Origin of the sequence: Stutzerimonas stutzeri (assembly GCF_019090095.1) — a bacterium.
Taxonomy (GTDB): Bacteria; Pseudomonadota; Gammaproteobacteria; order Pseudomonadales; family Pseudomonadaceae; genus Stutzerimonas; species Stutzerimonas stutzeri_AN.
This window is the reverse complement of sequence record NZ_JAGQFP010000002.1, coordinates 1051756-1074739: the sequence shown is the minus strand read 5'-3', so window position 1 is coordinate 1074739 and position 22984 is coordinate 1051756. Positions and strand designations below refer to the sequence as shown.

Genomic DNA, 22984 nt, shown 5'->3' with positions numbered 1-22984 from the left:
TCAGCCCTGATGCTGCGGTGCGCCCAGCTCCTGCCGTGCCTGGCGCACCACCGAGAAGCCGGCGGACAAGGCCAGGCCGGCCATGATCAACGCCACGACCAGGTCGGGCCAACCGGCGCCTGTGCCGAACACGCCGGCCGCGGCGAGCATGACGGCGATATTGCCCAGCGCATCGTTGCGGCTGCACAGCCAGACCGAGCGCATGTTCGAATCACCTTCGCGGAAGGCATAGAGCATCAGCGCCACGCTGACATTGGCGAGCAGGGCCAACGCACCGATGACGCCCATGGTCAGCGGCTCCGGCACCACCCCGGCGTAGACGGCCCAGCCGGCCCGGGCCAGTACGAACACACCGAAGGCAAGCATCGAAAGGCCCTTGATCAGCGCGGCGCGGGAGCGCCAGACCAGCCCCATGGACAGCACCACCAGGGTGATGCCGTAGTTGGCGGCGTCACCGGCGAAGTCGATGGCGTCGGCCAGCAAGGACACCGAGCCGGAGCGCAGCCCGCTGATGATTTCCACGACGAACATGGCCAGGTTGATCACCAGCGCGATCCACAAGGCCTTGCGAAAGCCTGGGCTGACCGCCGGGGTTGAACAGCCCGAGTCACAGCATCTCGACGACATGGGTTTGCCTCCTGAACTATAGTCGGTGCCATTGCACACCCTGGAGCAGCTACAGGGTCAAGGCCGTTTTTCGTCGACAGTAACGCAGCAAAGGAGCCCCTGATGCGCATAGGCGAGCTGAGCATGGCGGCCGATGTGGACGTCGAGACCATTCGCTATTACGAAAAGGTGGGGCTGATGCCCGCGCCGGAGCGCGGCGCCAATGGCTACCGTGCCTATTCGCCCAAGCAGCTCGAGCATCTGGTGTTCATCCGCCACTGCCGGGCGCTGGATATCGGGCTGGCCGATATCCGCCGGCTGCTGGCGTTCTCCAACCAGCCGGACGCGAACTGCGGTGACATCAACCTGCTGATTGACGAGCAGCTCGAGCGCGTCCGCTCGCGGCTGCAGAGCCTCCATGCTCTGGAGCGCCAGTTGCAGGCACTGCGCAGCTGTTGCAGCGGTGACCGTGCGACCCAGGGCTGCGGCATTCTCAACGAGCTCGCCAGCACGCGACTGGATGAAACACCACCCGTGAAGTCCTGAAACGCCAGCCAACAGCGTCAGCGCCCTGCAGGGCGCTGCTTGGCGTCGCGCGGCGGCAAGGATACTCTGCGCCCTTTTGCCGCGAGCGCGTCCGATGCCCCTGTTCGATATGTTGTTGCTCATCGTGGCCGGTTTTGCTGCCGGCGGCATGAATGCGCTCGCCGGCGGCGGCACCTTCTTTTCGTTTCCGGCGCTGTTGGCCACCGGCTTGCCGCCGGTCACGGCCAACGCGACCAATGCCGTGGCGCTCTGGCCCGCCAGCCTCGCCGGCGCCTGGGCGGCGCGCTCGGCACTCCGTCCGCTGGGCCGCTACCTGCTTCCGCTACTGCTGGCAGGCCTGATCGGTGGTCTGATCGGCGGCCTGCTGCTGCTCGCCAGCGGTGACGATGTGTTCAGCCTGCTGATTCCCTGGCTGCTGCTGGTCGCCACCGCCCTGTTCGCCGCCAGCCCCTGGCTGAGCCGCTGGCTGGCGGCACGCCGCAAGGACGACAGCGCCGTGCCACCGCATGCGCCCGCATCGCTGGCGGCGCATGGCCTGGTGTCCATCTACGGCGGGTACTTCGGCGCGGGCATGGGCATCCTGCAGCTGGCGGCCTTTTCCATCGAAGGCCATCAGCTGGTTCGCGCCAACGCGTTGAAGAACCTCATCTCCGCGGTTATCTACAGCGTCGCCACGGCCACCTTCATCCTGGCCGGCCGTGTGAGCCTGTACGAACTGGCCATCCTGCTGATCGGCACCACCCTCGGCGGCTATGCCGGTGGCGCGCTGAGCAAGAAGCTGCCGGCCAGCTGGCTGCGGGTGTTCGTTATCGTGGTCGGCAGCAGCATGACGCTCTATTACTTCCAGGCCATATACTGGCGCTGAGCGCCGTCTAGCCCGGCCGGCTTATGGCTAATACCGGTCAGCTCTGCTAGTGTCGCGCCCGTTTCAGAGCAGCCGCACAGAACAGGTTCCGCCATGGCCCGCAAGAAAGTCGCCCTCGATTTCGAACACTCCCTCGCCGAATTACAGCAACTGGTCGAGCGCCTGGAAAGCGGCGAGCTGTCGCTGGAGGACTCGCTGGCCTGCTTCGAACAAGGCATCGGCCTGACTCGCGACTGCCAGGCGGCGCTCAGCCAGGCCGAACAGAAGGTGCAGATGCTGCTCGAACGTGACGGCAAGCTGCAGGAAGTCCCCTTCGAGGCGGATCCCGAAGCATGATCGGTGACTACCAGCAACGCTGCCAGCAACGTGTCGACCGCTGCCTCGATACGCTCTTCACCCCGCCTCGTCCCCAGCTCGAGCGCCTCTACCAGGCCATGCGCTACAGCACCATGAACGGCGGCAAGCGCGTGCGACCGCTGCTGGTCTACGCCGCCTGCGAGGCGCTCGAAGGCAATAGCGCGCACGCCGATGGCGCGGCCTGCGCCGTCGAACTGATCCACGCCTACTCGCTGGTGCACGACGACCTGCCAGCGATGGATGATGACGATCTGCGTCGCGGCCAGCCGACCACGCACAAGGCCTTCGACGAAGCCTGCGCCATCCTCGCCGGCGACGGTCTGCAAAGCCTGGCCTTCGAAGCATTGGCTGCCGAGGCGCTCAACCCCGAGGATCCAGCGCTGCGCCTGGAAATGTTCGTCAGCCTCGCGCGCGCCGCAGGCCCGGCCGGCATGGTCGGCGGGCAAGCCATCGATCTGGGCTCGGTCGGCGTGAAGCTCGACCGCCAGGCGCTGGAGCTGATGCACCGGCACAAGACCGGCGCGTTGATCGAAGCCAGCGTGCGCCTCGGCGCCCTCGCCAGCGGCCGCGCCGAGACGGATACGCTCGCCGCGCTGCAACGCTATGCACAAGCCATCGGCCTGGCCTTCCAGGTGCAGGACGACATCCTCGACGTGGAAAGTGACACCGCCACGCTGGGCAAGCATCAAGGCGCCGACATTGCCCGCGACAAGCCCACCTACCCGGCATTGCTGGGCCTGGATGCGGCCAAGGCCTACGCGCTCGAGCTGCGCGATACGGCGCTGGCAGCCGTCATGCCCTTCGCCGAGTCTGCCGAGCCGTTGCGCCAGCTGGCCCGCTTCATCGTCGAGCGCCGCAGCTGAGTCCGGACGTTCAGAACCAGATCGCGATTCGCACGCCGACAACCGTTGATGCCTGGATCATTCTTCTCGTAGTAACCATCAGGTAAACTGCGGCTCTTTTTTCAGCCAAAACGATTCGCCCGATGCCCAAGACGTTCCATGAGATTCCTCGGGTCCGCCCTGCGACGCCCGTTCTAGATCGCGCGGCCACTCCCGAGCAGCTGCGCCGGCTGGGCGAAGCGGAACTTGATGAACTCGCCAACGAGCTGCGGCAGGACCTGCTCTACAGCGTCGGCCGGACCGGCGGGCACTTCGGTGCCGGCCTCGGTGTAATCGAGCTGACCATCGCCCTGCACTACGTCTACGACACGCCGAAAGACCGGCTGGTATGGGACGTCGGCCATCAGGCCTATCCGCACAAGATCCTCACCGGGCGCCGCGAGCGCATGGAAAGCCTGCGCCAGAAAGACGGCCTTGCCGCCTTCCCGCGCCGTAGCGAGAGCGAGTACGACACCTTCGGCGTCGGCCATTCCAGCACCTCGATCAGCGCGGCGCTGGGCATGGCCATAGCTGCGCGCCTGCAAGGCAAGAAGCGCAAATCCATCGCGGTGATCGGCGATGGCGCGCTCACCGCCGGCATGGCGTTCGAGGCGCTGAACCATGCGCCCGAAGTCGGCGCCGACATGCTGGTGGTGCTCAACGACAACGACATGTCGATTTCGCGCAACGTCGGCGGCCTGTCCAACTACCTGGCCAAGATCCTCTCCAGCCGTACCTATTCGAGCATGCGCGAGGGCAGCAAAAAGGTCCTGTCGCGCCTGCCCGGCGCCTGGGAAATCGCCCGCCGCACCGAGGAATACGCCAAGGGCATGCTGGTGCCCGGCACCCTGTTCGAAGAGCTTGGCTGGAACTATATCGGCCCCATCGACGGCCACGACCTGCCAACCCTGATCGCCACGTTGCGCAACATGCGCGACCTGGCCGGCCCTCAGTTCCTGCACGTGGTGACCAAGAAGGGCAAAGGCTTCGCCCCGGCAGAGGTCGACCCGATTACCTGGCATGCGATCAGCAAGCTGGAGCCGGTGGGCGCGCCCACCACGCCGAAGAAGCCCAGCGGCCCGAAGTATTCCAACGTGTTCGGCCAATGGTTGTGCGACATGGCGGCCGCCGATCCGCGCCTGACCGGCATCACCCCGGCGATGAAGGAAGGTTCGGACCTGATCGCGTTCAGTGAACGCTACCCGGATCGCTATTTCGACGTGGCCATCGCTGAGCAGCACGCGGTGACACTGGCCGCGGGTATGGCGTGCGAAGGCGCCAAGCCGGTGGTGGCGATCTACTCGACATTCCTGCAGCGGGCCTACGATCAACTGATCCATGATGTCGCGGTGCAAAATCTCGACGTCCTGTTCGCCATCGACCGCGCCGGCCTCGTCGGCGAAGACGGCCCGACCCATGCCGGCAGCTTCGACCTCTCGTACCTGCGCTGCATCCCCGGCATGCTGGTGATGACCCCAAGCGACGAAAACGAGATGCGCCGCATGCTCACCACCGGCTATCACTTCGAAGGCCCCGCAGCGGTGCGTTACCCACGTGGCACGGGCCCGAATGCGGTGATCGAGCCCGGCCTCGAGCCGCTGGAGATCGGCAAGGGCGTGGTTCGCCGTCAGGGCGGTGCCGAGGATGGTCAGCGCGTCGCCTTGCTGGTGTTCGGGGTGCAACTGGTCGAAGCCTTGCAGGTAGCTGACGCGCTCGACGCTACCGTGGTCGACATGCGCTTCGTCAAACCGCTGGACGAAGCGCTGGTGCGCGAGATGGCCGACAGCCACGACTTGCTGGTGACCGTTGAGGAAAACAGCATCATGGGCGGGGCCGGCAGCGCCGTTGGCGAGTTCCTCGCCGCCGAGAACCGGCAGAAGCCGATCCTCCATCTGGGGCTACCGGACTACTACGTCGAGCATGCCAAGCCCAGCGAGATGCTCAAGGAATGCGGGCTCGACGCCGCCGGCATCGAAGCGTCAATCCGCGCAAGACTGGCGCAGATCTGACGGCGCCAGTCGCGACGCCGTGTCTGCCGCCAGACACGGCGTTACCCCCCGACACAGCACAGGATGCGTCACGGTGCGCAGGCGAACCGGGTCCCCGCGCCGCTCATCCCACCAGACCGAACCACACTCGCCGCCCAGCCGATTCTCGGTCGTTCGCGCTTTGCTTGTGTTTCTCCGGGCCAGCCCTTAAGGTTCCCGCGATTTCTGATCCGCCCAGGTGTGCACGACCGCAAGGTCCGCATTAAACGGGAAGCCGGTGCGCTCGCAAGAGCAAGGCCGGCGCTGCCCCCGCAACGGTAATCGACCACGATCCTTGAGGATCACCGCCCGCTCAACCGCCACTGTGCACCGCATGGGAAGGCGAGCCGGGTGCGTGTCGACAGCCCGGAGACCGGCCTGGCGGATTCGACTGGTGTTGCGGAGGGCAGCACCGTCAAGCGCCGATGCCCGCCATTCCGCGTTTGTTCCTGCCCTCCTCGAAAGTTTGAACTTTTGAGGATTGATCCTGATGAAACTGTCCCGTCTTGCCTTGGCCGTGGCGTTGCTCCCGGCCTCCCCGGCATTTGCCGATACGAACATGAATGGCAGCTATCAACTACCGAACATGCTCGTCACTTCGGCACGCCAAGCCGAGCCACGCGCTCAGGCCACCGCAGCCAACACGGTATTTACCCGTGCCGACATCGAGCGTTTGCAGGCCCGTAGCGTGCCCGAACTGCTTCGCCGGGTACCCGGCGTGCTGATCGGCAGCGCCGGTGGCCTGCCGTCATTGTCTCTGCGCGGTACGGGCACGGCGCAGACCCTGGTATTGCTGGACGGACAGCGCATTTCCTCGGCAACCAGCGGGTTCGCCCGCCTCGATTATCTGGCCATCGATAACGTCGAGCGTATCGAAGTCATCCGCGGCCCGCGCTCGTCGCTGTACGGCGCCGACGCTATTGGCGGTGTCATCCAGATATTCACTCGCGGTGGCGAGCCGGGCCTGAGCCCGGAAATACGCCTGGCCGCGGGCAGCGACAAAACCTACCAGCGCAGCCTGAACCTGTCTGGCGGTACCGAGCAGACCCGCGTCAACCTCGGAGCCAGCCTCGACGAGCGCGAGGGCTTCGATATCACCCGGGACAAGCGCGGGGCTGACAGCGACGACGATGGCCAGCGCACCAAAGCCCTGCATCTGAAACTCGACCACCAATTTGATGCCAACTGGAAAGCCGGCCTGAGCCTTAACGACCAGCGTGGCGAAAACGAGTACGACGATGCGTACGAATTCGCCCCCGGCGTCCCCCAAGACGAATTCCACGTCAGTAGCTACAGCGGCTATCTGGACGGGCAACTGAGCGAGGCCTGGAACAGTCGTTTGGAGCTGGGGCGCAGTTTCGACCGCAACCGTGCTGTGGGCTCGGCGTTCAACGACGGGCTCTTGGAAACCACGCGTCACTCGGCCGCCTGGATCAACCGCTTGCAACTGAACGAAAACCACCAGCTAAGCCTCGGCAGCGACTGGTACGAAGATCGCCTGGACGCAAGCACGGCCTATCAGGAAAACAGCCGCGACAACCTGGCCTTTTTCGCCCAGCATAGCTATCAGGGCGACGGCTTCGGCACGGAGCTGGGTCTGCGCCACGACGACAACCAGCAGTTCGGTAGCCACAACAGCTGGAACGCAGCCTTCAGCCTGCCGGTAGGCGAGTCGCAGCGCTGGATACTCAGCTATGGCGAAGGCTTTCGCGCGCCGACCTTCACCGACCTCTACGCACCGCCGGCTTGGGGCCCCAATCCGGACTTGAGGCCGGAAACCTCGAAGACCTACGAGCTGCAATGGCGTGCCGACTTCAACGGTACACAACTCGACGCCTCGCTGTATCGCACCGACGTCGAAGACATGATTGCCTGGGGCGGCCGTCAGATGGAGAACGTCAACCAGGCTCGAATCAACGGCTTCGAAGCCAGCGCGGCCCGCGAACTGCTCGGCTGGCAGGCCAATCTAGGACTGAGCATCATCGACCCGCGCGACCGGGACAATGGTCGCGTGTTGCAACGCCGCGCCAAGCGCACGCTGAGCCTGGACCTGGATCGCCAGTTCGGTGAATTTGGCGTCGGTGCGACCTGGCAGGCATTCAGCGAACGTTTCGACGACGGCGCCTTCAATGCCAACTTCGAGTCCGAGCGCAGCACGATTCCCGGCTATGCGGTACTCGACCTGCGCACCAGCTGGCAGGCCAGCCCCGAACTTCGCTGGGAAGCAAAGCTGGAGAACGTGCTGGACAAGGACTACCACCAGGCGCTGTATCAGCGCAGCTTCGGCGACATGGACAGCGTCTACGGTTACCGCAAACAGGGCCGAACCGGCCTGCTCGCGGTCATCTGGACTCCAGCGCTTTAACCCTTCACAGCACGTCAGCGTGCGGCCTGCCCCATCACCTCACAGAGCTTCCCGATGGCTCCCAGCATCTGGAAGCTCGGCCGCTCCAGCCCCTTGTCCGGCACCTCCCACAGTTGCGCCTTGCGCACTGCGGCGAGCTGCGGCCAGGCGTTCCACTCCGATAGCTGAGCGCCGCTGCCAGCGAGAATCACCTCGGGATTGCGCGATAGCACCGACTCGATGCTGACTTGAGGCGCCGGCAGCTGAAGGTCGGCAAAGACGTTGTGGCCGCCGCACACTTCGATGGCTTCGCTGATGATCTGTCTTCCGCCGAGGGTGTACAGCGGCCGGTTCCAGATCTGGTAGAACACCGCCAGTGGGCGCTCGCGGTGATAACGCTCACGCAGGCGATCCAGGCCCTGCTGGAACGACTGCTCGAGCTGCCGGCCCTGCTCGCCGCGCCCAACCCGCTCGCCGATTCGCGCGAACTGCTGTGACAACTGCACCAACGACGTGGGCTGCGCGACCAGCACCGGTATACCGAACTGCTTCAGCTGTTCACGTTGCGCCTGGCTGATACTGTCCGGCCAGAGCAACACCAATGTCGGCTGCAACGCCAGGAGGCTTTCCATTTCCAACTGACCGAGCCGCCCCACGGACGGCACCTGGGCCAGCGCATCGGGCCGCTCGCCGCCATCGAGCACGCCGACCAGCAAGTCCGCCGCATCCAGCTCCAGCATGATCTCGCTGAGCGAAGGCGCCAGGCTGACCACCCGCTCCGTTGCGGCAAGCAGCGGCGAGCATGACAACGCGATGGCCAGCAATAGCGCCCGCATCACTGGAGTTGGCGCGGAATGCGGTAGAGCAGCAGCAGGACGAGACTGCCAGACACCAGCAGTACCTGGGCAACCGGCTCAAGGCCGATGGGCGCGCCGATTGCCGCTATCCATGCGGGTAACGCGGCGGTGCGCAACGCCCGCAGCCGGACGGCACGCAACGCCGCCCACGCGGACGCTTCGGTAGCAGTGTTCAGGCTGTTTTCCGCCGCGATCAGGGCATGCTTGTAGGCAGTGAATCGGCGCAGGCTCAGGAACAGTGTGGCGAGGCCAATGAAGAACAGCGGCAATGCGAGCGACTCGCCGATACGGCCCGCCAACGGGGGCAACTGGCTACTGATGAGCACAGGCAGGACGATGCCCAGCAGGTAACGCCAACCGTCGCGCACCAGCTGGCGACGGGCGGCCGAGCGGTTCACGACTGCTCGGCTTCGCCCTGATGGATCTCGCCGAGCATATGGCCCAGCTTGCCGGCCTTGGTGGCGAGGTATTTGCGGTTGTGCGGATTGTGGGCGACCTCCAGCGGCATGCGTTCGGCAACGCGGATACCGAAGCCCTGCAACGCCTTCACCTTGCGTGGGTTGTTGGTCATCAGCTTGATTTCGGCGATGCCCAGGTGCTCGAGCATCGGCAGACAGATCGCGTAGTCGCGCATGTCTGGCGCGAAGCCAAGACGCTCGTTGGCCTCGACGGTATCGGCACCGCCATCCTGCAATTCGTAGGCACGGATCTTGTTCAGCAGCCCGATACCGCGGCCTTCCTGACGCAGGTAGAGCAAGGCTCCGCGCCCCTCTTCGGCAATCGCGCGCAGCGCGGCTTCGAGCTGGAAGCCGCAATCACAGCGCAGGCTGAACAAGGCATCGCCGGTCAGGCATTCGGAGTGTAGGCGTCCCAGGACGGGCTTGCCGTCCGCAACGTCGCCCAGAGTCAGCACGACATGCTCCTTGCCAGTGTCCTGATCGAGAAAACCATGCATGGTGAACACACCGAACGGCGTCGGCAGTTTGGAAGCGGCGACGAACACGACAGACACCGGAGCGACTCCAGAAGACGGAAAAGCGGATATTGTAACAGCAGTGCCGGGGCAAGCTGTATCGGAAGATGCGGCCACCACCGCTGCGCAGACGCCAAGCCCGCAGCGACGGACCGGCGCTAGAACTTCGATTCCAGTTTCAGGACGCCCTGCTCCTCGCGCCAGCTGACCCTGCTGAGAAAGCTCATGCCAAGCAGCGCTTCGGTGGGCGAGCCGCCTTCCACCACGACGGCCTCGACGCCGAGCACGTCGATCACGCCGACCTTCACGCTGTTGAGATTGACCCGCCAGGCCTTGGCCGTACCGCTTGCCGTGCCGACGACGATTTGCCGACCGTCGACCCGGTAGTCGATACCGAGCCGCCGCGCCTGGATTTCATTGATCGCCACCGAGGTGGCTCCGGTATCGACGAGAAACTGCACGGGCTGGCCATTGATCGAACCGGCGATCCAATAGTGGCCGCCCTGCCCTTGAGCGATGCTCAGTTGCCGACGTTCGGGTTCGGCAAAACCGGCGCTCAGCTCGCGAGAAAGACTGTAATTGCGCTCGACGCCTTCCACTCGAAGCACTGCACCGTTGGCGTCAGCCCTGATCACCTCGACGCCGCCAGGGCCAGTCTGACCGACCCGCACCAGCTTGCGCTGACCGTCGACATTCAGCACGGCCGCACCGGGAAACAGGCCGACCACCTGCACGCGCGGCGACGCCAGGGCAGTGAACGCCAGAATCGGCAGGGTCATGGCAAACAACAGGGCGACGGGACGCATCAGCGGCGGCTCCTTAACGCAGGGCGGATCGCATTCTTTCATGAGCCCTTGGGCCTTGCAGCGATCCGACGCACAACCCGGGCCGCCCGAAGGAAGGGCTCAGCCGAGCAAGCGCACCGCCAGGTGCATGACGCCGCAGGCGGCGAACCCGGCGAGGATGTCATCGAGCATGATGCCCAGCCCACCGTGCACGTGCCGGTCGACCCAACTGATCGGCCAGGGTTTGAAGATGTCCAGCACGCGGAACACGACGAACCCGAGCAACAACCAGTACCAACCCGCCGGCACCAGCCAGAAGGTGATCCAGATACCGGCGAACTCGTCCCAGACAATGCCCTCGTGATCGTGCACGCCCAGGTCCTGCGCGACCTTGCCGCATAGCCAGATCCCGAACAGCATGCTCGCAACGATCAGCACACCATAGCCCCAGCCAGGCAGCATCTGCCACAGCGGCACGAAGGCCAGCGCCACCAGCGAGCCCCAGGTGCCGGGCGCCTTGGGCAGCGTGCCGGAGCCGAAACCGAAGGCCAGGTTGTGCCAGGGATTGGTCCAGACCGACACGGGCATCGGTTCGGCGCCAGGCTGCAGGGAATCGGTCAAACGGTGTTCCTCTTGTTCTTCTCGAACGAACGCATCGCTCAATCGCGGAAATGGTTATAACCCGGGTCACCGGTGCTTATGGCGTTGCCTTCCGCATCGAGCAGCTGAACGCCCACGCCCGCAACGGCACGGCCGATCACATGGACAGACCACCCTTCTTCGCGCAGCGACGGCAGATGCTCGGCAGGCAGCGTGAACGCCAGCAGATAATCATCGCCACCGGCCAAGGCGCATTGCAGCGCGCCTTCGCCAGCGACAGCCCGTAGCGCATCCGACAACGGCAGCCGGGATCGCTCGATCTGCAACGAGACGCCCGAGGCGTCGGCAATATGCGCGCAGTCGGCCAGCAGACCATCGGATATATCCAGCACCGCCGTCGCCCTGCCACGCAGTGCCTGCCCCAAGGCCAGCTGAGGCTGCGGCGACCAGTAGCGCCGTAGCAGAGCCGCCGCGTCAGCCGATTCGCCCAGCTGTTTGCCGAGCACAATGGGCAATGCACCGGCCGCGTCGCCCAGCGCACCGCCGACACAGAGCAGATCCCCAGCCCTGGCGCCGCTGCGAAGCAACGCCGCGCCGGTCGGTACACGACCGAAGACCGTCAGCGTGATACTCAACGGGCCGCGGGTGGTGTCGCCGCCGATCAGGCGCATGCCACAGCCAGCCGCCATCGCGTCGAGGCCACGGGCAAACGCGCTCAACCAATCGGGATCGGCAGCAGGAATCGTCAGCGCCAGGGTGAAGCCGATGGGCGTCGCCCCCATACCGGCCAGGTCACTGGTCGATACGGCCAATGCACGCTGGCCAAGCCGATAAGGGTCGCAGGGATCAGGGAAATGCACGCCGGCAACCAGCGTGTCGGTGGATACCGTCAGCTGCTCACCGACCGGAACGGCCAGCAAGGCGCAATCATCGCCGATGCCCAACGCGACTTCGCCGCCAGCCCTGGCACAAGCGGCGGCGGCGAAGTAGTGGCGGATCAGCTCGAACTCACCCATCTGGCAGGCCAGGCTCAGCGCTTGTGCGCGCCGACCTCGGCACTGCGCAGGCTGGGCGCCAGCTTGTCCAGCACACCATTGACGAATTTGTGCCCGTCAGTGGCGCCGAACACCTTGGCCAGCTCGATACCTTCGTTGATCACCACCCGGTACGGCACGTCGATGCGCTGCATCAGCTCGAAGGTGGAGAGGCGCAGGACCGCCAGCTCGACCGGATCGAGTTCTTCGAGCGGACGATCGAGATGCGGCACGATCGCGCCGTCGATCTCGGTCTTGCCGCGGGCGACACCGGTCAGCAGCTCATGGAAGTAGGTGCCGTCAACGCCGGAGAAATCGTTGTCGACGCGGAACTGCGCCTCGATTTCGTTGAGGCTCTGGCCCGCCATGTGCCACTGATACAGCGCCTGCATCGCCAGGCTGCGTGCCACGCGACGCGTCGCGATCTTGCCCTTGGCCTTGGGCTGCGGGGCATCCTGGCTGTCGTCGTGATTCAGGCTCACTTGGCCTCCAGCTGCGCCAGCAGACTCACCATTTCCAGGGCAGACAATGCGGCTTCGGCGCCCTTGTTACCGGCCTTGGTGCCGGAGCGCTCGATGGCCTGCTCGATGGAGTCGACCGTCAGTACGCCAAAGGCGACCGGCACACCGAACTCCATGGAAACCTGCGCCAGGCCCTTGGTGCATTCGCCGGCCACGTATTCGAAGTGCGGGGTGCCACCGCGGATGACCGCGCCCAGCGCGACGATGGCGTCGTATTCGCCCTGCTGAGCGACCTTCTGCGCGACCAGTGGAATCTCGAAGGCACCCGGTGCCCGGATGATGGTGATGGCGTCTTCGCTGACACCATGGCGAACCAGCGCGTCAACCGCGCCACTGACCAGGCTTTCGACGACGAAGCTGTTGAAGCGGCCTACGACCAGGGCGTATTTGCCCTGCGGGGCGATGAAGGTTCCTTCGATGGTCTTCAGGGGCATGGGTGCTTTCTCATCTCTTTAAAGAACGAAGGCGCCGCAAGCTGCGCGGCGCCTCTGATTTATTCAGCGGGCAGGTATTCTACAACTTCCAGGTCGAACCCGGATATCGCGTTGAACTTCATCGGCGCACTCATCAGGCGCATCTTGCGCACCCCAAGGTCGCGCAGAATCTGCGAACCGGCACCGACCGTGCTGTAGGTCGCCGGGCTCTGCGACTGCTGGCGGTTGAGCTGGGCCAGCAACTGCGGGCCGGTCAGCGGATTGCCCAGCAGCAGCACCACGCCGCTGCCGGCCTTGGCCACCTCGCTCATCGCGGCACGCAGGCTCCAGCGGCCCGGCACGGTCACCAGCAGCAGATCGCGCAGTGGCTCCATGTTATGCACACGAACCAGCGTCGGGTCTTCCGGCGAGATCTCGCCGCGCGTCAGCGCCATGTGCACGGTGTCCTCGACCTCGTCGCGATAGGTCACCAGCTTGAATTGCCCCAGTTCGGTTTCCAGCGGCTGCTCGGAGACCCGCTCGACCGTGCGCTCGTGGATCATCCGGTAATGGATGAGGTCGGCGATGGTGCCGATCTTCAGTCCGTGCTGCTCGGCGAATAGCTCGAGCTCCGGACGACGCGCCATGGTGCCGTCATCGTTCATGATTTCGCAGATGACACCCGACGGCTCGAACCCGGCCATGCGCGCCAGGTCGCAAGCTGCCTCGGTGTGCCCAGCGCGTGCCAGCACGCCACCGGGTTGCGCCATCAGCGGAAAGATGTGACCGGGGCTGACGATGTCTTCCGCTACCGCATTCCTCGCCACGGCAGCCTGCACGGTGCGCGCGCGATCGGCCGCGGAAATGCCGGTGGTAACCCCCTCGGCGGCCTCGATCGAGACGGTGAACTTGGTGCCGAATCCTGAGCCGTTGCGTGGCGCCATCAATGGCAGTTGCAGGATTTCGCAGCGCTCGCGGGTCATCGGCATGCAAATCAGGCCGCGTGCGAAGCGGGCCATGAAATTGATGTGCTCGGCGGTCACGCATTCGGACGCGACGATGATGTCGCCCTCGTTCTCGCGGTCCTCGTCATCCATCAGGATGACCATCTTGCCGGCGCGGATGTCTTCGATCAGTTCTTCAGCGGTGTTCAGAGCCATGGTGGCCAATCCTTCTATTCGTTTACCGAGCCGGGTTCAGGTAGCCGTGTTCGGCCAGGAAGCTTTCCGTCAGGCCCGAGGCATTGGGCTCGGCGGCCTTGTCGCCCATCAGCAGACGCTCCAGGTAACGGGCCAGCAGATCCACTTCCAGATTGACCTTCCGCCCGGGGCGGTAGTCGACCATGATGGTTTCGGCCAGGGTGTGCGGAACGATGGTGAGTTCGAACTCCGCGCCGTTGACGGAATTGACCGTCAGGCTGGTGCCATCGACCGTGATCGACCCTTTCAACGCGATGTACTTGGCCAGCTCGCGCGGCGCGCGGATGCGGAACTGCACAGCGCGGGCATTTTCTTCGCGCGAGACCACTTCACCCACGCCGTCGACGTGGCCGCTGACCAGATGGCCGCCGAGGCGGCTGGTCGGCGTCAGCGCTTTCTCGAGGTTGACCCGGCTGCCGGCCTTGAGGTCGACGAAGGCGGTGCGTGCCAGCGTTTCGCGGCTGACATCGGCCCAGAAGCCGTTGCCTGGCAGCTCGACGGCGGTCAGACAGACGCCGTTGACGGCAATGCTGTCGCCGAGTTTGACGTCGCCAAGATCCAGCTTGCCGGTCTCGACCAGCACGCGTACGTCACCTCCCTTGGGCGTCATGGCGCGAATGGTGCCGATGGATTCGATTATTCCTGTGAACATGTGGCCTCCCGTGGAAGGCGGGTGAAACGACGCATATGACGAACTCCTGTTTTGGACAAAACAGGGCGCTGCAGATCGATAGGGAGTAGACGCGCGCACGAACGGCGCCCGTCGAGGCATCCCGCTCTCTCTCATCCGGACTATACCGTCGGCCCCGGAATCACACCGGGTCTGCTGACCTTGCCTGAGCAAGCGCTCGCGGGCTAGACGCGACTGCACATCACGCAGACTGCGTTGCGATCGCCCTCGAAGCTGATTAACCGCAGTCTCGTTGACTGCCGTAAGCCCGCTTTCCGTCGTATCGCGCCTTGCCTGCCCTGCGCTCGCCCACTTTCATGGCCGCTGCGTCATTACCGCCGGTGGGGAATCGCACCCCGCCCTGAGAACGTTGAGCCTTTTCAGGCCCGGCGCAGTTTTTAACATAGATGAGTCGTTTCTGCAGCCAGGAAACGACGTTCTGACCGCACTTCGCGGCCGGGCAACATTTTTTTACATCTTGCGCAACTCCCGTTGCGCCTGTTTGTCCATACGCATCGCGTCGGCCTCCTTTCAGCGCGAACCGCCAGAGCCCGATGCAACGCAAGACGATCAGGAAGGAACGTCACTCCCGCATTTCTTCGTACCGACACGCCGAGCCAGGATTCGCTCGTATTTTGGCGATCCCCCCGCGCAGCCCCGGGCACGATCAGGACGCACGCTCCGAGCCTTCACATGTGCCACGAGGGATGGGTATGTCAGAGGTTACGGCTATGCAAGCATCGGCGGCCGAGCAGGCTGCCGAGATCGATCAACGGGGCTTCACGGTCATCGAACACTACCTGTCGCCCGAGCAGCTCGAGCTGGGGCGCACCTTCGTCGCCCAGCAAGCCGCCATCCAGGGCGGCGAATACTTTTCCATACATGGGATCGAAGCACTGGGCGGCAGCCTGATCGCGGGGCTGGCGCTTTCCACGGCGCTGAAGGAGACGATGGCGGCGCTGTATCGCCTTCAAACGGGACGGGAGCCGGCCGCCACCGAGCAGATCTTTCCGGTGCTTCGCTGCCTGCAGGGCCGCAGCGGACTCAAGCAGTCGCACTTCTATCACTTCGATGCGACGGCCGTGACCGCACTGCTGCCGTTGTTCATCCCGACGCTGGGCACGCACTGCGGCGACTTGATCATCTTTCCCAATGTGCGGCGTGTCCGCTTCAATGCCCTGCGCAACGTCATAGAGAAAGCTGTGCTGCACAATGCCGCCAGCCAGAAGCTGGTGGCTTTTGCGGTACGGCGTGGTTGGCTCCGGCCGATCCGGCTAAAGCTGGTGCCGGGCAACCTGTATCTCTTCTCGGGCTACCGCAGCCTGCATGCCAATGATCAATGCGATCCGACCATGCTGCGTGCCACCGCCCTGTTTCATTTTGGCAATCCGCACCATGAGAGCCTGCTGGCGAGATGGCTGCTGGGCGCCAACAAGCGCCGCGCCAAGCTCGATCACAATGGCCTGCGGCCGGTGAACTGACGCAAGTGCCGCGACGCTTGGCAGGCGTGGCGATCTAGGTGTGCGGGACGGCGGTGATTTTCCAATCGTAGCCGACGGCCCGAATATCGGCGATCCGCAGCTCGCGCGCGTCACGCATCCGTTCCAGCGGCAGGTCGAGCAGCGGTCGCGCGGTCGAACCGAGGAATTTGGCGGCAACGAAGATCTGGTACTCGTCGATCAGGCCAAGGGCGGCGAAGGCGCCCGCCAACCGTGGTCCGGCTTCGAGCAATACCTCATTGGCGCCGCGCGTGGCCAACTCACGCAGCAGCGCGTGCAGGTCGACCTGCCGCGCCGCGCCAGGCAGCGCCAGCAGCTCGTGACCAGCGGCCCGATAATATGCGGCCTGTTCATCAGCGCTGGTTGCGACAAGCGCGGGGCCGGCCTGGAAGAAGGGCGCCTCGAGCGGCACGCGTAGCCGCCCGTCGACCAGCACCCGCAGCGGCGGGCGCTGAAGGGCCAGAGCGGTGGTTTCCTCGTCGAGCCCCAGCTCCGCGGCACGCACGGTCAGCCGCGCATCGTCCATCAGCACCGTATCGGCGCCCGTCAGCACCACGCTCGATTGCGCCCGCAGACGTTGTACTTCGGCACGCGCGGCCGGGCCGGTGATCCACTGACTCTCGCCACTGGCCATCGCGGTGCGCCCGTCGAGGCTCATCGCCAATTTGGCACGCAGGTAGGGCAGCCCCGTCTCCATGCGCTTGATGAACCCGGCGTTCACCGCCCGCGCCTCGCTTTCCAGCACGCCGCTGGCCACCTCGATGCCCACGGAGCGCAACAGCGCGAGACCACGACCGGCCACCTGCGGATTCGGATCCTGCATGGCGGCGACCACACGACCTACCCCGGCCTTGACCAGCGCCTCGGCACAGGGCGGCGTGCGCCCGTAATGGCTGCAGGGCTCCAGGGTGACGTAGGCGGTTGCGCCAGCGGCACGCGCACCCGCCTGACGCAAGGCATGCACCTCAGCATGCGGCTCCCCGGCTCGCACGTGCCAGCCCTCCCCGACCAGCGCGCCATGCTTGACGATGACGCAGCCGACGCGTGGATTGGGGTGCGTCGAATAGAGGCCCTTGCGCGCCAGCTGCAGCGCGCGCGCCATCCAGGCGTGATCGTCGCCGCTCATTCGGTTTTGGCCGGCTCGCGCGACAGCCGCTCGATTTCCTCGCGGAATTCGTTGAGGTCCTGGAAGCGGCGGTAGACAGAGGCGAAACGGATATACGCGACCTCGTCGAGCTTCTGCAGCTCGACCATCACCAGCTCGCCGAGCACACGCGACTTGATCTCCCGCTCGCCGGTAGCACGCAGCTTGTGCTTGATGTGGGCGATGGCCTCCTCCAGCCGCTCGACACTGACGGGGCGTTTCTCCAGCGCACGCTGCATGCCGGCCCGCAGTTTTTCCTCGTCGAAGGGCTGCCGACTGCCGTCCTGCTTGATCAGCCGCGGCATCACCAGCTCGGCCGTTTCGAAGGTGGTGAAGCGCTCGCCGCAGGCGAGGCATTCGCGGCGACGGCGCACCTGATCGCCCTCGGCCACCAGGCGCGAATCGATGACTTTGGTGTCGTGTGCACCACAGAAGGGACAATGCATGGGCTAGAGCTGTCAGACGTCGGGAGAGCCATGTTAGCGCATCCCGTCGGCAAGACAAATTGACGGAATTGCTGCTATACAGGCGCGCATTCACCGCCCTCGAGGAGGCCGTCCGTGCCGTTACGCCCCTTTGCCGTTCCCGCTCTTCTGATGTTGCTGGCCGCCTGCTCGAGCCAGGAAACCCAGCGCCCCTCGGCGCCGGTCACCTTCGAGGAGCCACCACAGGCGACCAGCGTCCTGCATGAACTGCACGGCAGTCTGATCGGCGTGCCGGCCGACAGCGAAGTCGAGCTGGCGCTGCTGGAGGTCAACCGACGCGACCAGCCGGACCGTTTGCTGAGCAGCCTGCAACTGCAGGGTCGCGGCAGCGAGTTGCCGTTCATCCTCAAATTCAACGCCGAAAAGTTTCCAGCCAACCAGCCGGTCGAATTGCGCGGCCGCGTCACCCGCTCCGGTCAGTTGATCATGCGCCTGCCAGCGGTACAGGTGACCAGCTCGGCCAACCAGTCGCTGGGCCCGCTGCGACTGGTCCCGGCGCCATGACCGCGCCCGACGAGCTGCAGACCGGGCTGTCCCGGCTGCTCGGTGATGCGCAGCTCGGCATCGCCACGTTGCCCGGCACGGATATCCAGCTCTGGCTGATCGAGCCGGAAAACATGACGCGCGCGTTCAGCCCCGAAGAGACCCGGCGGATTCTCGAAGACCCGCCCTACTGGTCGTTCTGCTGGGCCAGCGGCCTGGTCCTGGCGCGTTGGCTGGCCGAACGCCCGGAGTGGGTGCGAGGCAAGCGGGTGCTGGACTTCGGTGCCGGCTCCGGCGTTGCGGCCATCGCCGCGGCCAAGGCGGGTGCGACCGAGGTAGTGGCGTGCGACCTCGACCCGACCGCATTGGCGTCCTGTCGGCTCAATGCCGCGCTCAACCAGGTGCAGCTAGGCTATTCGCAGGACTTCTTCGCCGAGCCCGACCGCTACGACCTGATTATCGTCGCCGACGTGCTCTATGATCGCGCCAATCTGCCGCTGCTCGACCAGTTTCTCAGCCGTGGCAAGGAGGTGCTGGTGGCCGATTCCCGGGTGCGCGATTTCCAGCACCCGGCCTATGAACGGCTGGCTGTGCTCGATGCCTGCACCTGGCCGGATCTGGCCGAGCCCGCGGAGTTTCGCCGGGTCAGCCTGTACCACGCCAAGCGGGCCTGAATCGACGACGCGGGAGGGTGCCATGCAGGCCCACACCGACACGCTGCGACTGTTCTTCGCCTTACCCTGCCCGCCAGCGCAGGCAAGCGCCATCGCGCACTGGCGCGACGGTCAGATCGCGGGAGGGCGCAAGGTCGCGCCGGAGAAATTTCACCTGACCTTGGCCTTTCTCGGCGCGCAGCCAGCCGCCCGCCTGGAGGCGCTGAAACACCTGGCCGCAGCCATCGAGGCGCCGCGCTTCGAGCTGACGCTCGACGGCCTGGTCGCCCTCGGCAAGGGATTCGTCTGCCTCCGGCCGCAGTCACCTCCGACGGCCCTGTTGCAGCTGGCGGCGAGCCTTGGCCAATCGCTGAGCGCGCAGGGCATCGTCCTCGACAGCCGCCCGTTCCTGCCGCACCTGACCCTGGCCCGCCAGGCCGAACTGCCCCAGCAAGGCGAGCCACCGGCGTTCAGCTGGGTAGCCGATCGCTTCGTACTTTACCGGTCGGAGAACACGGAGGACGGCGTGTGTTACCGCGAGATGGGCAGCTGGCCGCTGACCGGCCCCGAAGCCGCCGGCGAGGCGACTCCGGGCTAGCGGCTAGGCCGGGATGCGGATCAGGAAGCGAAACAGCGAACCGTGCTGCTCGACCTGGCACTCGTAGCCCTTGGCCCGGGTGTCTTCCGGGATGCCATGCACCGACTGCGAGCAGTCCGTCACCACTTCCAGCAGCTGCCCGGGCTGCATGGTCGCCAGGGTTTCCAGCGTGGCGATGGCGTTGTACGGGCAGTGCTCGCCGCGCAGATCAAGCGATAGATTCGGTGTGGCCTGGCTCACGGGCAGGACTCCTGTTGGATTGGAAACGACGAGCATTGAGGTGCACCAGCAACATCGCGATGGCCAGCCCGGCCAGCGTCAGCAGCAGACCGTTGGCGGGGCCGAACGTTTCCAGCAGGTTGACCTTCGGATAGGGCAGCGCCAGCGAGGTGCCGAGCTCATCCCAGTAGACCGCGACCAGCGTGCCGCCGATGACGTTGCCGATGCCGACCACCCAGAAGTGCACCTGACCTTCCATGGCGCGGTACATCCAGCCGGTCTCGCAGCCACCGGCCACGACGATGCCGATGCCGAACAGCACGCCGCCGATGATGGCATTGGGACCCATCCAGAAGATCTTCGGGCTGGCGCCGAGTGCGATCGCACCGAAGGTGCCGATGCAGGCAACTGCCATGCCCAGCAGGATGCCGTAGGCGGCGCGGGTGCGCCCGGTGGTCCACAGGTCACGCGCCGCGCTGGTAAAGCAGATCTGCGCGCGCTCGATCAGCCCGCCGAAGACCAGCCCGAACAGCACCGCCATGCCCAGCACCAGCGAGGTGTCGAAACGCCAGGCCAGGAACACCAGCGCCAGCACGGCGACCGCGACGCCGAGCCGCGCCTGCCGGGCGGCACGGCGCTGGGTAGCCTGGGGGTCGCTGAACAGCGAACTGGCCTGGCTGCCAACCTTGAGCGGGGTGCCCAGAAACGGCAGCAGGCAGATCTTCACACCGATCCAGGCACCGCCCACCGTGGCCAGCATGAAGGCCCAGGCGTGCAGGGAAAACATCGGGATTCCGGTGAAGAAAGCCGCGAGGTTGCAGCCCATTGCCAGGCGCGCGCCGAAGCCGGCGACGATGCCGCCCACCAGCCCCTGCAGCAGCCGCCGCTTGCTGGTCGGCCAGCGCAGGCTGACGTTGTTGGCCCACAGCGCGGTGCAGAGCGCGCCAAGCAGCATGCCGATGATCATCACGCCGTCGACGCGATCCAGGGGTGTGCCCGACAGCCCGAGAATCTTGAAGTAGCTCCACTCCTGCGGCTGGAAGCCCAGCCAGGCGAGCACATGGCCGCCCCACCGGGTGAACTCACCCGTGACGGCCCAGAAAGTGCCGGTGATCGCAAAGTAGTAAGCGGAAGCGACACCCATGGCCACCAGGGCCGGCAAGGGTGACCAGAAGCGCACGAGGTAGCGCTCCCGGAAATCGGAGAGAAAGGACATGCGAAGCTCCATCTGACGCGCGACTGCAAACGCCGCACCGGTCTAGGAAAGGGTTTTGCCTCGGGCCGACAGCGGTGCCGCAACCCGGGCGGCGCAAACATAGACCAACCGATGGCGACGCGCGAGCGCTTGCTTTCCCGAGGCCGCAGCCCCACTTAAGATGCACGTCTCATTTCGCCCGCCCAACCTAGAGAACAGCATGAGCCAGACGCCCTATATTTTTGACGTCACCAGCGCCAACTTCGAGCAACTGGTGCTGGAGAACTCCTTTCACAAGCCGGTCCTGGTGGACTTCTGGGCCGAGTGGTGCGCGCCGTGCAAGGCGCTGATGCCGCTGCTGGCGAAGATCACCGAGGAATACGGCGGCGAACTGTTGCTGGCCAAGGTCAACTGCGACATCGAGCAGGACGTGGTGGCCCGCTTCGGCGTGCGCAGCCTGCCCACCGTGGTGCTGTTCAAGGACGGCCAACCGCTTGACGGTTTCGCCGGTGCGCAGCCCGAGTCGGCCATTCGCGCCATGCTGCAACCCCACGTCCAGGCGCCGCCGGCCCCCGAAGCCGACCGCCTGGAAACGGCCCAGGCGCTGTTTGCCGAAGGCCGTATTGGCGATGCCGAGGAGCAGCTCAAGCAACTGCTGGCCGACGACAACGAAAATGCCGCCGCGCTGATTCTCTATGCACGCTGCCTGGCCGAGCGCGGCGAACTGGGCGAGGCCGAGGCCGTCCTCGGTGCGGTCAAGGGCGATGAACACAAACAGGCACTGGCCGGCGCCCGTGCGCAGTTGACCTTCCTGCGCCAAGCCAACGACCTGCCGGAAGTCGCCGACCTGAAGAGTCGCCTGGCGCAGAACCCGGAGGACGATGAGGCGGCCTACCAGCTGGCCGTGCAGCAGCTCGCTCGCCAGCAGCATGAGGCGGCGCTGGACGGTCTGCTCAAGCTGTTCGTGCGTAATCGGACCTATGCCGATGGGCTGCCGCACAAGACGCTGCTGCAGGTGTTCGAGCTCTTGGGCAGCGATCATCCGCTGGTCACGACCTACCGCCGCAAGCTTTACCAGGCGCTGTATTAAGCCCGGAAAACAAGCCGCCCCGCAGGACGCGCGAGGAGCAACAGCTTCGCCCCGGGGTCGGGGCTGCTACAAAGGCAGTGCGTGCCAACCCGCGGCGCTCTTTGTAGGAGCCGCGACCCGCGGCGAAAGCGGCCTTCCGGCCCGCTGAAAAGTACCCGCTTCGCCCCGAGGTCGGGGCTCCCACAAGGACAGCGCGTGCCATTTGCAGGAGCCGCGACCCGCGGCGAATGAGGTGGCCGGGCCCGCGCAGAGGCAAAGGCTTCGCCCCGAGGTCCGGGCTCCCACAGGGCTACTCAGCCACTCGTTACTCGATCACTCGGCGATGCAGCCCTGCACAGCGACTCTCCGCCGGCTTGGCGTTAACCCAACATGTCGCGCAATTGCAGGCAATCGCGGGCGTGCATATCGGTCAGGTCCGGCCATGGATTGTCCGGCAGGTTGACCAGTACACCTCGCGCACCGGCCGCTTTGGCACATTCCAGATCGAAGCGGTAATCGCCGACCATCACCAGCTCGGCCGGCGCAACGGACCATCGGTCCGCCAGGTGCAGCAGCCCACCAGGGTCAGGTTTTGGCGGTGCTTCGTCGCGGCCGAGAATGTCGTCGCTGGCGAAATAATCACCCATGCCGACGGCCTGCAAGGTCACCAGTGCCAGCTCATGGGCGTTGCGCGTCAGCACGCCAAGGCGGCACCCACGCTCACGCAGCCAGTGCAGCAGCTCACGTGCGCCAGGCGCAGGCGTTGCGGCGTACGCCAGCTCCCGCTCGTGTTCGAGTAGCCAGGCGCGCTTGCTGGCCGCTTCGTCGGCCGGCAACGCGGCCAGGTGATGGAGGATGTCGTCGTCCTCGGGGATGTCCAGCGCCCGCTTGATCGCCGGGAAATCATGCACGGCGATGGTCAGGGTGCCGTCCATGTCGAACACCCAGTGCCGCGCATCGG

The 22984-nt window shown here is 65.4% G+C and carries 27 protein-coding genes and 1 riboswitch; of the genes, 11 read left to right on the top strand and 16 right to left on the bottom strand.

Going from position 1 to position 22984, the window contains the following annotated elements; all coding sequences use genetic code 11:
• Nucleotides 1–627, bottom strand: coding sequence for a cation transporter (locus KVO92_RS14515; protein ID WP_217476275.1), 627 nt, complete (start codon nucleotides 625–627; stop codon nucleotides 1–3).
• A gap of 102 nt (nucleotides 628–729) precedes the next feature.
• Here KVO92_RS14515 and cadR point away from each other — a divergent pair, with 102 nt between their 5' ends.
• The 6 genes from cadR (at nucleotide 730) to KVO92_RS14485 (ending at nucleotide 7647) form a co-directional block, all read left to right on the top strand.
• A complete protein-coding gene (cadR, locus tag KVO92_RS14510; protein ID WP_217476274.1) occupies nucleotides 730–1152 on the top strand; it encodes a Cd(II)/Pb(II)-responsive transcriptional regulator in 423 nt (140 codons plus the stop codon).
• A 94-nt stretch (nucleotides 1153–1246) separates the two neighbouring features.
• Entirely contained in the window at nucleotides 1247–2017 is a 771-nt protein-coding gene (locus KVO92_RS14505; RefSeq protein ID WP_217476273.1) for a sulfite exporter TauE/SafE family protein, read from the top strand.
• Between the two features lie 93 nt (nucleotides 2018–2110).
• The gene (locus tag KVO92_RS14500) at nucleotides 2111–2353 is read left to right on the top strand and encodes an exodeoxyribonuclease VII small subunit (protein ID WP_217476272.1); all 243 of its coding nucleotides are present in this window, start codon (nucleotides 2111–2113) and stop codon (nucleotides 2351–2353) included.
• Complete coding sequence (gene ispA, locus KVO92_RS14495) at nucleotides 2350–3237, top strand: (2E,6E)-farnesyl diphosphate synthase (RefSeq protein WP_217476271.1); 888 nt, start codon at nucleotides 2350–2352, stop codon at nucleotides 3235–3237. Before KVO92_RS14500 ends, ispA begins: the two co-directional genes overlap by 4 nt.
• Before the next feature lie 122 nt (nucleotides 3238–3359).
• Entirely contained in the window at nucleotides 3360–5264 is a 1905-nt protein-coding gene (gene dxs, locus KVO92_RS14490; protein ID WP_217476270.1) for a 1-deoxy-D-xylulose-5-phosphate synthase, read from the top strand.
• A 198-nt stretch (nucleotides 5265–5462) separates the two neighbouring features.
• Nucleotides 5463–5678: riboswitch (cobalamin riboswitch) on the top strand.
• A gap of 94 nt (nucleotides 5679–5772) precedes the next feature.
• Nucleotides 5773–7647: a TonB-dependent receptor domain-containing protein gene (locus KVO92_RS14485; RefSeq protein WP_217476269.1), complete on the top strand. Its 1875-nt coding sequence runs from the start codon at nucleotides 5773–5775 to the stop codon at nucleotides 7645–7647.
• Between the two features lie 14 nt (nucleotides 7648–7661).
• Here the strand turns inward: KVO92_RS14485 and KVO92_RS14480 are convergent, their stop codons facing one another.
• The 10 genes from KVO92_RS14480 to KVO92_RS14435 form a co-directional block, all read right to left on the bottom strand.
• Nucleotides 7662–8462 carry a cobalamin-binding protein gene (locus tag KVO92_RS14480; protein WP_217476268.1) on the bottom strand — a complete coding sequence of 267 codons (801 nt, stop codon included), beginning with the start codon at nucleotides 8460–8462 and terminating at the stop codon, nucleotides 7662–7664.
• Nucleotides 8462–8881: a hypothetical protein gene (locus tag KVO92_RS14475; protein ID WP_217476267.1), complete on the bottom strand. Its 420-nt coding sequence runs from the start codon at nucleotides 8879–8881 to the stop codon at nucleotides 8462–8464. Before KVO92_RS14475 ends, KVO92_RS14480 begins: the two co-directional genes overlap by 1 nt.
• Entirely contained in the window at nucleotides 8878–9495 is a 618-nt protein-coding gene (ribA, locus tag KVO92_RS14470; protein WP_217476266.1) for a GTP cyclohydrolase II, read from the bottom strand. Before ribA ends, KVO92_RS14475 begins: the two co-directional genes overlap by 4 nt.
• A gap of 119 nt (nucleotides 9496–9614) precedes the next feature.
• A complete protein-coding gene (locus tag KVO92_RS14465) occupies nucleotides 9615–10262 on the bottom strand; it encodes a retropepsin-like aspartic protease family protein (RefSeq protein WP_217476265.1) in 648 nt (215 codons plus the stop codon).
• Nucleotides 10263–10361: 99 nt separating this feature from the next.
• On the bottom strand, nucleotides 10362–10829 hold the full coding sequence (locus tag KVO92_RS14460) for a phosphatidylglycerophosphatase A family protein (protein WP_217477264.1): 468 nt from the start codon (nucleotides 10827–10829) through the stop codon (nucleotides 10362–10364).
• Between the two features lie 71 nt (nucleotides 10830–10900).
• Nucleotides 10901–11857, bottom strand: coding sequence for a thiamine-phosphate kinase (gene thiL, locus KVO92_RS14455; protein WP_217476264.1), 957 nt, complete (start codon nucleotides 11855–11857; stop codon nucleotides 10901–10903).
• A 14-nt stretch (nucleotides 11858–11871) separates the two neighbouring features.
• Complete coding sequence (nusB, locus tag KVO92_RS14450) at nucleotides 11872–12357, bottom strand: transcription antitermination factor NusB (RefSeq protein ID WP_217476263.1); 486 nt, start codon at nucleotides 12355–12357, stop codon at nucleotides 11872–11874.
• Nucleotides 12354–12830, bottom strand: a complete 477-nt coding sequence (gene ribE, locus KVO92_RS14445) for a 6,7-dimethyl-8-ribityllumazine synthase (RefSeq protein ID WP_217476262.1) — start codon at nucleotides 12828–12830, stop codon at nucleotides 12354–12356. The genes nusB and ribE overlap by 4 nt, the downstream gene beginning before the upstream one ends.
• A 59-nt stretch (nucleotides 12831–12889) precedes the next feature.
• Entirely contained in the window at nucleotides 12890–13969 is a 1080-nt protein-coding gene (gene ribBA / locus KVO92_RS14440; RefSeq protein ID WP_217476261.1) for a bifunctional 3,4-dihydroxy-2-butanone-4-phosphate synthase/GTP cyclohydrolase II, read from the bottom strand.
• 22 nt (nucleotides 13970–13991) lie between these two features.
• Nucleotides 13992–14660, bottom strand: a complete 669-nt coding sequence (locus KVO92_RS14435) for a riboflavin synthase (protein ID WP_217476260.1) — start codon at nucleotides 14658–14660, stop codon at nucleotides 13992–13994.
• 749 nt (nucleotides 14661–15409) lie between these two features.
• Between KVO92_RS14435 and KVO92_RS14430 the strand changes: the two genes are divergently transcribed.
• Entirely contained in the window at nucleotides 15410–16159 is a 750-nt protein-coding gene (locus KVO92_RS14430; protein ID WP_217476259.1) for a hypothetical protein, read from the top strand.
• Nucleotides 16160–16193: 34 nt separating this feature from the next.
• Here KVO92_RS14430 and ribD read toward each other — a convergent pair whose 3' ends face one another.
• Both ribD and nrdR read right to left on the bottom strand, forming a co-directional pair.
• Nucleotides 16194–17303 carry a bifunctional diaminohydroxyphosphoribosylaminopyrimidine deaminase/5-amino-6-(5-phosphoribosylamino)uracil reductase RibD gene (ribD, locus tag KVO92_RS14425; protein WP_217476258.1) on the bottom strand — a complete coding sequence of 370 codons (1110 nt, stop codon included), beginning with the start codon at nucleotides 17301–17303 and terminating at the stop codon, nucleotides 16194–16196.
• Nucleotides 17300–17767 (bottom strand): transcriptional regulator NrdR, encoded by a 468-nt coding sequence (gene nrdR, locus KVO92_RS14420; protein ID WP_021206698.1) that lies wholly within the window; start codon nucleotides 17765–17767, stop codon nucleotides 17300–17302. Before nrdR ends, ribD begins: the two co-directional genes overlap by 4 nt.
• 114 nt (nucleotides 17768–17881) lie before the next feature.
• Here nrdR and KVO92_RS14415 point away from each other — a divergent pair, with 114 nt between their 5' ends.
• Genes KVO92_RS14415 through thpR form a run of 3 tightly spaced genes read left to right on the top strand, consistent with a single transcriptional unit; the run spans nucleotide 17882 to nucleotide 19540 of the window.
• On the top strand, nucleotides 17882–18310 hold the full coding sequence (locus KVO92_RS14415) for a YbaY family lipoprotein (protein ID WP_336512641.1): 429 nt from the start codon (nucleotides 17882–17884) through the stop codon (nucleotides 18308–18310).
• On the top strand, nucleotides 18307–18963 hold the full coding sequence (locus tag KVO92_RS14410) for a class I SAM-dependent methyltransferase (protein ID WP_217476257.1): 657 nt from the start codon (nucleotides 18307–18309) through the stop codon (nucleotides 18961–18963). Before KVO92_RS14415 ends, KVO92_RS14410 begins: the two co-directional genes overlap by 4 nt.
• A 22-nt stretch (nucleotides 18964–18985) precedes the next feature.
• Nucleotides 18986–19540, top strand: coding sequence for an RNA 2',3'-cyclic phosphodiesterase (thpR, locus tag KVO92_RS14405; protein ID WP_217476256.1), 555 nt, complete (start codon nucleotides 18986–18988; stop codon nucleotides 19538–19540).
• Between the two features lie 3 nt (nucleotides 19541–19543).
• On the opposite strand, the gene yedF is transcribed toward thpR, so the two are convergent.
• Together yedF and yedE are read right to left on the bottom strand one after the other, a co-directional pair.
• Nucleotides 19544–19780 carry a sulfurtransferase-like selenium metabolism protein YedF gene (gene yedF, locus KVO92_RS14400; RefSeq protein WP_102853278.1) on the bottom strand — a complete coding sequence of 79 codons (237 nt, stop codon included), beginning with the start codon at nucleotides 19778–19780 and terminating at the stop codon, nucleotides 19544–19546.
• Entirely contained in the window at nucleotides 19749–20975 is a 1227-nt protein-coding gene (gene yedE / locus KVO92_RS14395; RefSeq protein ID WP_217476255.1) for a selenium metabolism membrane protein YedE/FdhT, read from the bottom strand. The genes yedF and yedE overlap by 32 nt, the downstream gene beginning before the upstream one ends.
• A 199-nt stretch (nucleotides 20976–21174) precedes the next feature.
• On the opposite strand from yedE, the gene trxA reads away from it, so the two are divergent.
• Nucleotides 21175–22044 carry a thioredoxin gene (gene trxA, locus KVO92_RS14390; RefSeq protein ID WP_217476254.1) on the top strand — a complete coding sequence of 290 codons (870 nt, stop codon included), beginning with the start codon at nucleotides 21175–21177 and terminating at the stop codon, nucleotides 22042–22044.
• 359 nt (nucleotides 22045–22403) lie between these two features.
• On the opposite strand, the gene KVO92_RS14385 is transcribed toward trxA, so the two are convergent.
• Nucleotides 22404–22958 carry an HAD family hydrolase gene (locus KVO92_RS14385; RefSeq protein ID WP_254621532.1) on the bottom strand — a complete coding sequence of 185 codons (555 nt, stop codon included), beginning with the start codon at nucleotides 22956–22958 and terminating at the stop codon, nucleotides 22404–22406.
• Nucleotides 22959–22984: the final 26 nt, after the last annotated feature.

Coding starts and splice junctions, on each gene's coding strand:
- KVO92_RS14505 (WP_217476273.1), top strand. CDS start 1,247: ATGCCCCTGTTCGATATGTTGTTGCTCATCGTGGCCGGTTTTGCTGCC.
- thiL (WP_217476264.1), bottom strand. CDS start 11,857: ATGGGTGAGTTCGAGCTGATCCGCCACTACTTCGCCGCCGCCGCTTGT.
- KVO92_RS14410 (WP_217476257.1), top strand. CDS start 18,307: ATGACCGCGCCCGACGAGCTGCAGACCGGGCTGTCCCGGCTGCTCGGT.
- KVO92_RS14385 (WP_254621532.1), bottom strand. CDS start 22,958: ATGGACGGCACCCTGACCATCGCCGTGCATGATTTCCCGGCGATCAAG.
- ribD (WP_217476258.1), bottom strand. CDS start 17,303: ATGAGCGGCGACGATCACGCCTGGATGGCGCGCGCGCTGCAGCTGGCG.
- yedE (WP_217476255.1), bottom strand. CDS start 20,975: ATGTCCTTTCTCTCCGATTTCCGGGAGCGCTACCTCGTGCGCTTCTGG.
- KVO92_RS14465 (WP_217476265.1), bottom strand. CDS start 10,262: ATGCGTCCCGTCGCCCTGTTGTTTGCCATGACCCTGCCGATTCTGGCG.
- cadR (WP_217476274.1), top strand. CDS start 730: ATGCGCATAGGCGAGCTGAGCATGGCGGCCGATGTGGACGTCGAGACC.
- ispA (WP_217476271.1), top strand. CDS start 2,350: ATGATCGGTGACTACCAGCAACGCTGCCAGCAACGTGTCGACCGCTGC.
- trxA (WP_217476254.1), top strand. CDS start 21,175: ATGAGCCAGACGCCCTATATTTTTGACGTCACCAGCGCCAACTTCGAG.
- dxs (WP_217476270.1), top strand. CDS start 3,360: ATGCCCAAGACGTTCCATGAGATTCCTCGGGTCCGCCCTGCGACGCCC.
- KVO92_RS14430 (WP_217476259.1), top strand. CDS start 15,410: ATGCAAGCATCGGCGGCCGAGCAGGCTGCCGAGATCGATCAACGGGGC.
- KVO92_RS14460 (WP_217477264.1), bottom strand. CDS start 10,829: ATGCCCGTGTCGGTCTGGACCAATCCCTGGCACAACCTGGCCTTCGGT.
- KVO92_RS14485 (WP_217476269.1), top strand. CDS start 5,773: ATGAAACTGTCCCGTCTTGCCTTGGCCGTGGCGTTGCTCCCGGCCTCC.
- KVO92_RS14435 (WP_217476260.1), bottom strand. CDS start 14,660: ATGTTCACAGGAATAATCGAATCCATCGGCACCATTCGCGCCATGACG.
- ribE (WP_217476262.1), bottom strand. CDS start 12,830: ATGCCCCTGAAGACCATCGAAGGAACCTTCATCGCCCCGCAGGGCAAA.
- KVO92_RS14515 (WP_217476275.1), bottom strand. CDS start 627: ATGTCGTCGAGATGCTGTGACTCGGGCTGTTCAACCCCGGCGGTCAGC.
- thpR (WP_217476256.1), top strand. CDS start 18,986: ATGCAGGCCCACACCGACACGCTGCGACTGTTCTTCGCCTTACCCTGC.
- ribBA (WP_217476261.1), bottom strand. CDS start 13,969: ATGGCTCTGAACACCGCTGAAGAACTGATCGAAGACATCCGCGCCGGC.
- nrdR (WP_021206698.1), bottom strand. CDS start 17,767: ATGCATTGTCCCTTCTGTGGTGCACACGACACCAAAGTCATCGATTCG.
- KVO92_RS14480 (WP_217476268.1), bottom strand. CDS start 8,462: ATGCGGGCGCTATTGCTGGCCATCGCGTTGTCATGCTCGCCGCTGCTT.
- KVO92_RS14500 (WP_217476272.1), top strand. CDS start 2,111: ATGGCCCGCAAGAAAGTCGCCCTCGATTTCGAACACTCCCTCGCCGAA.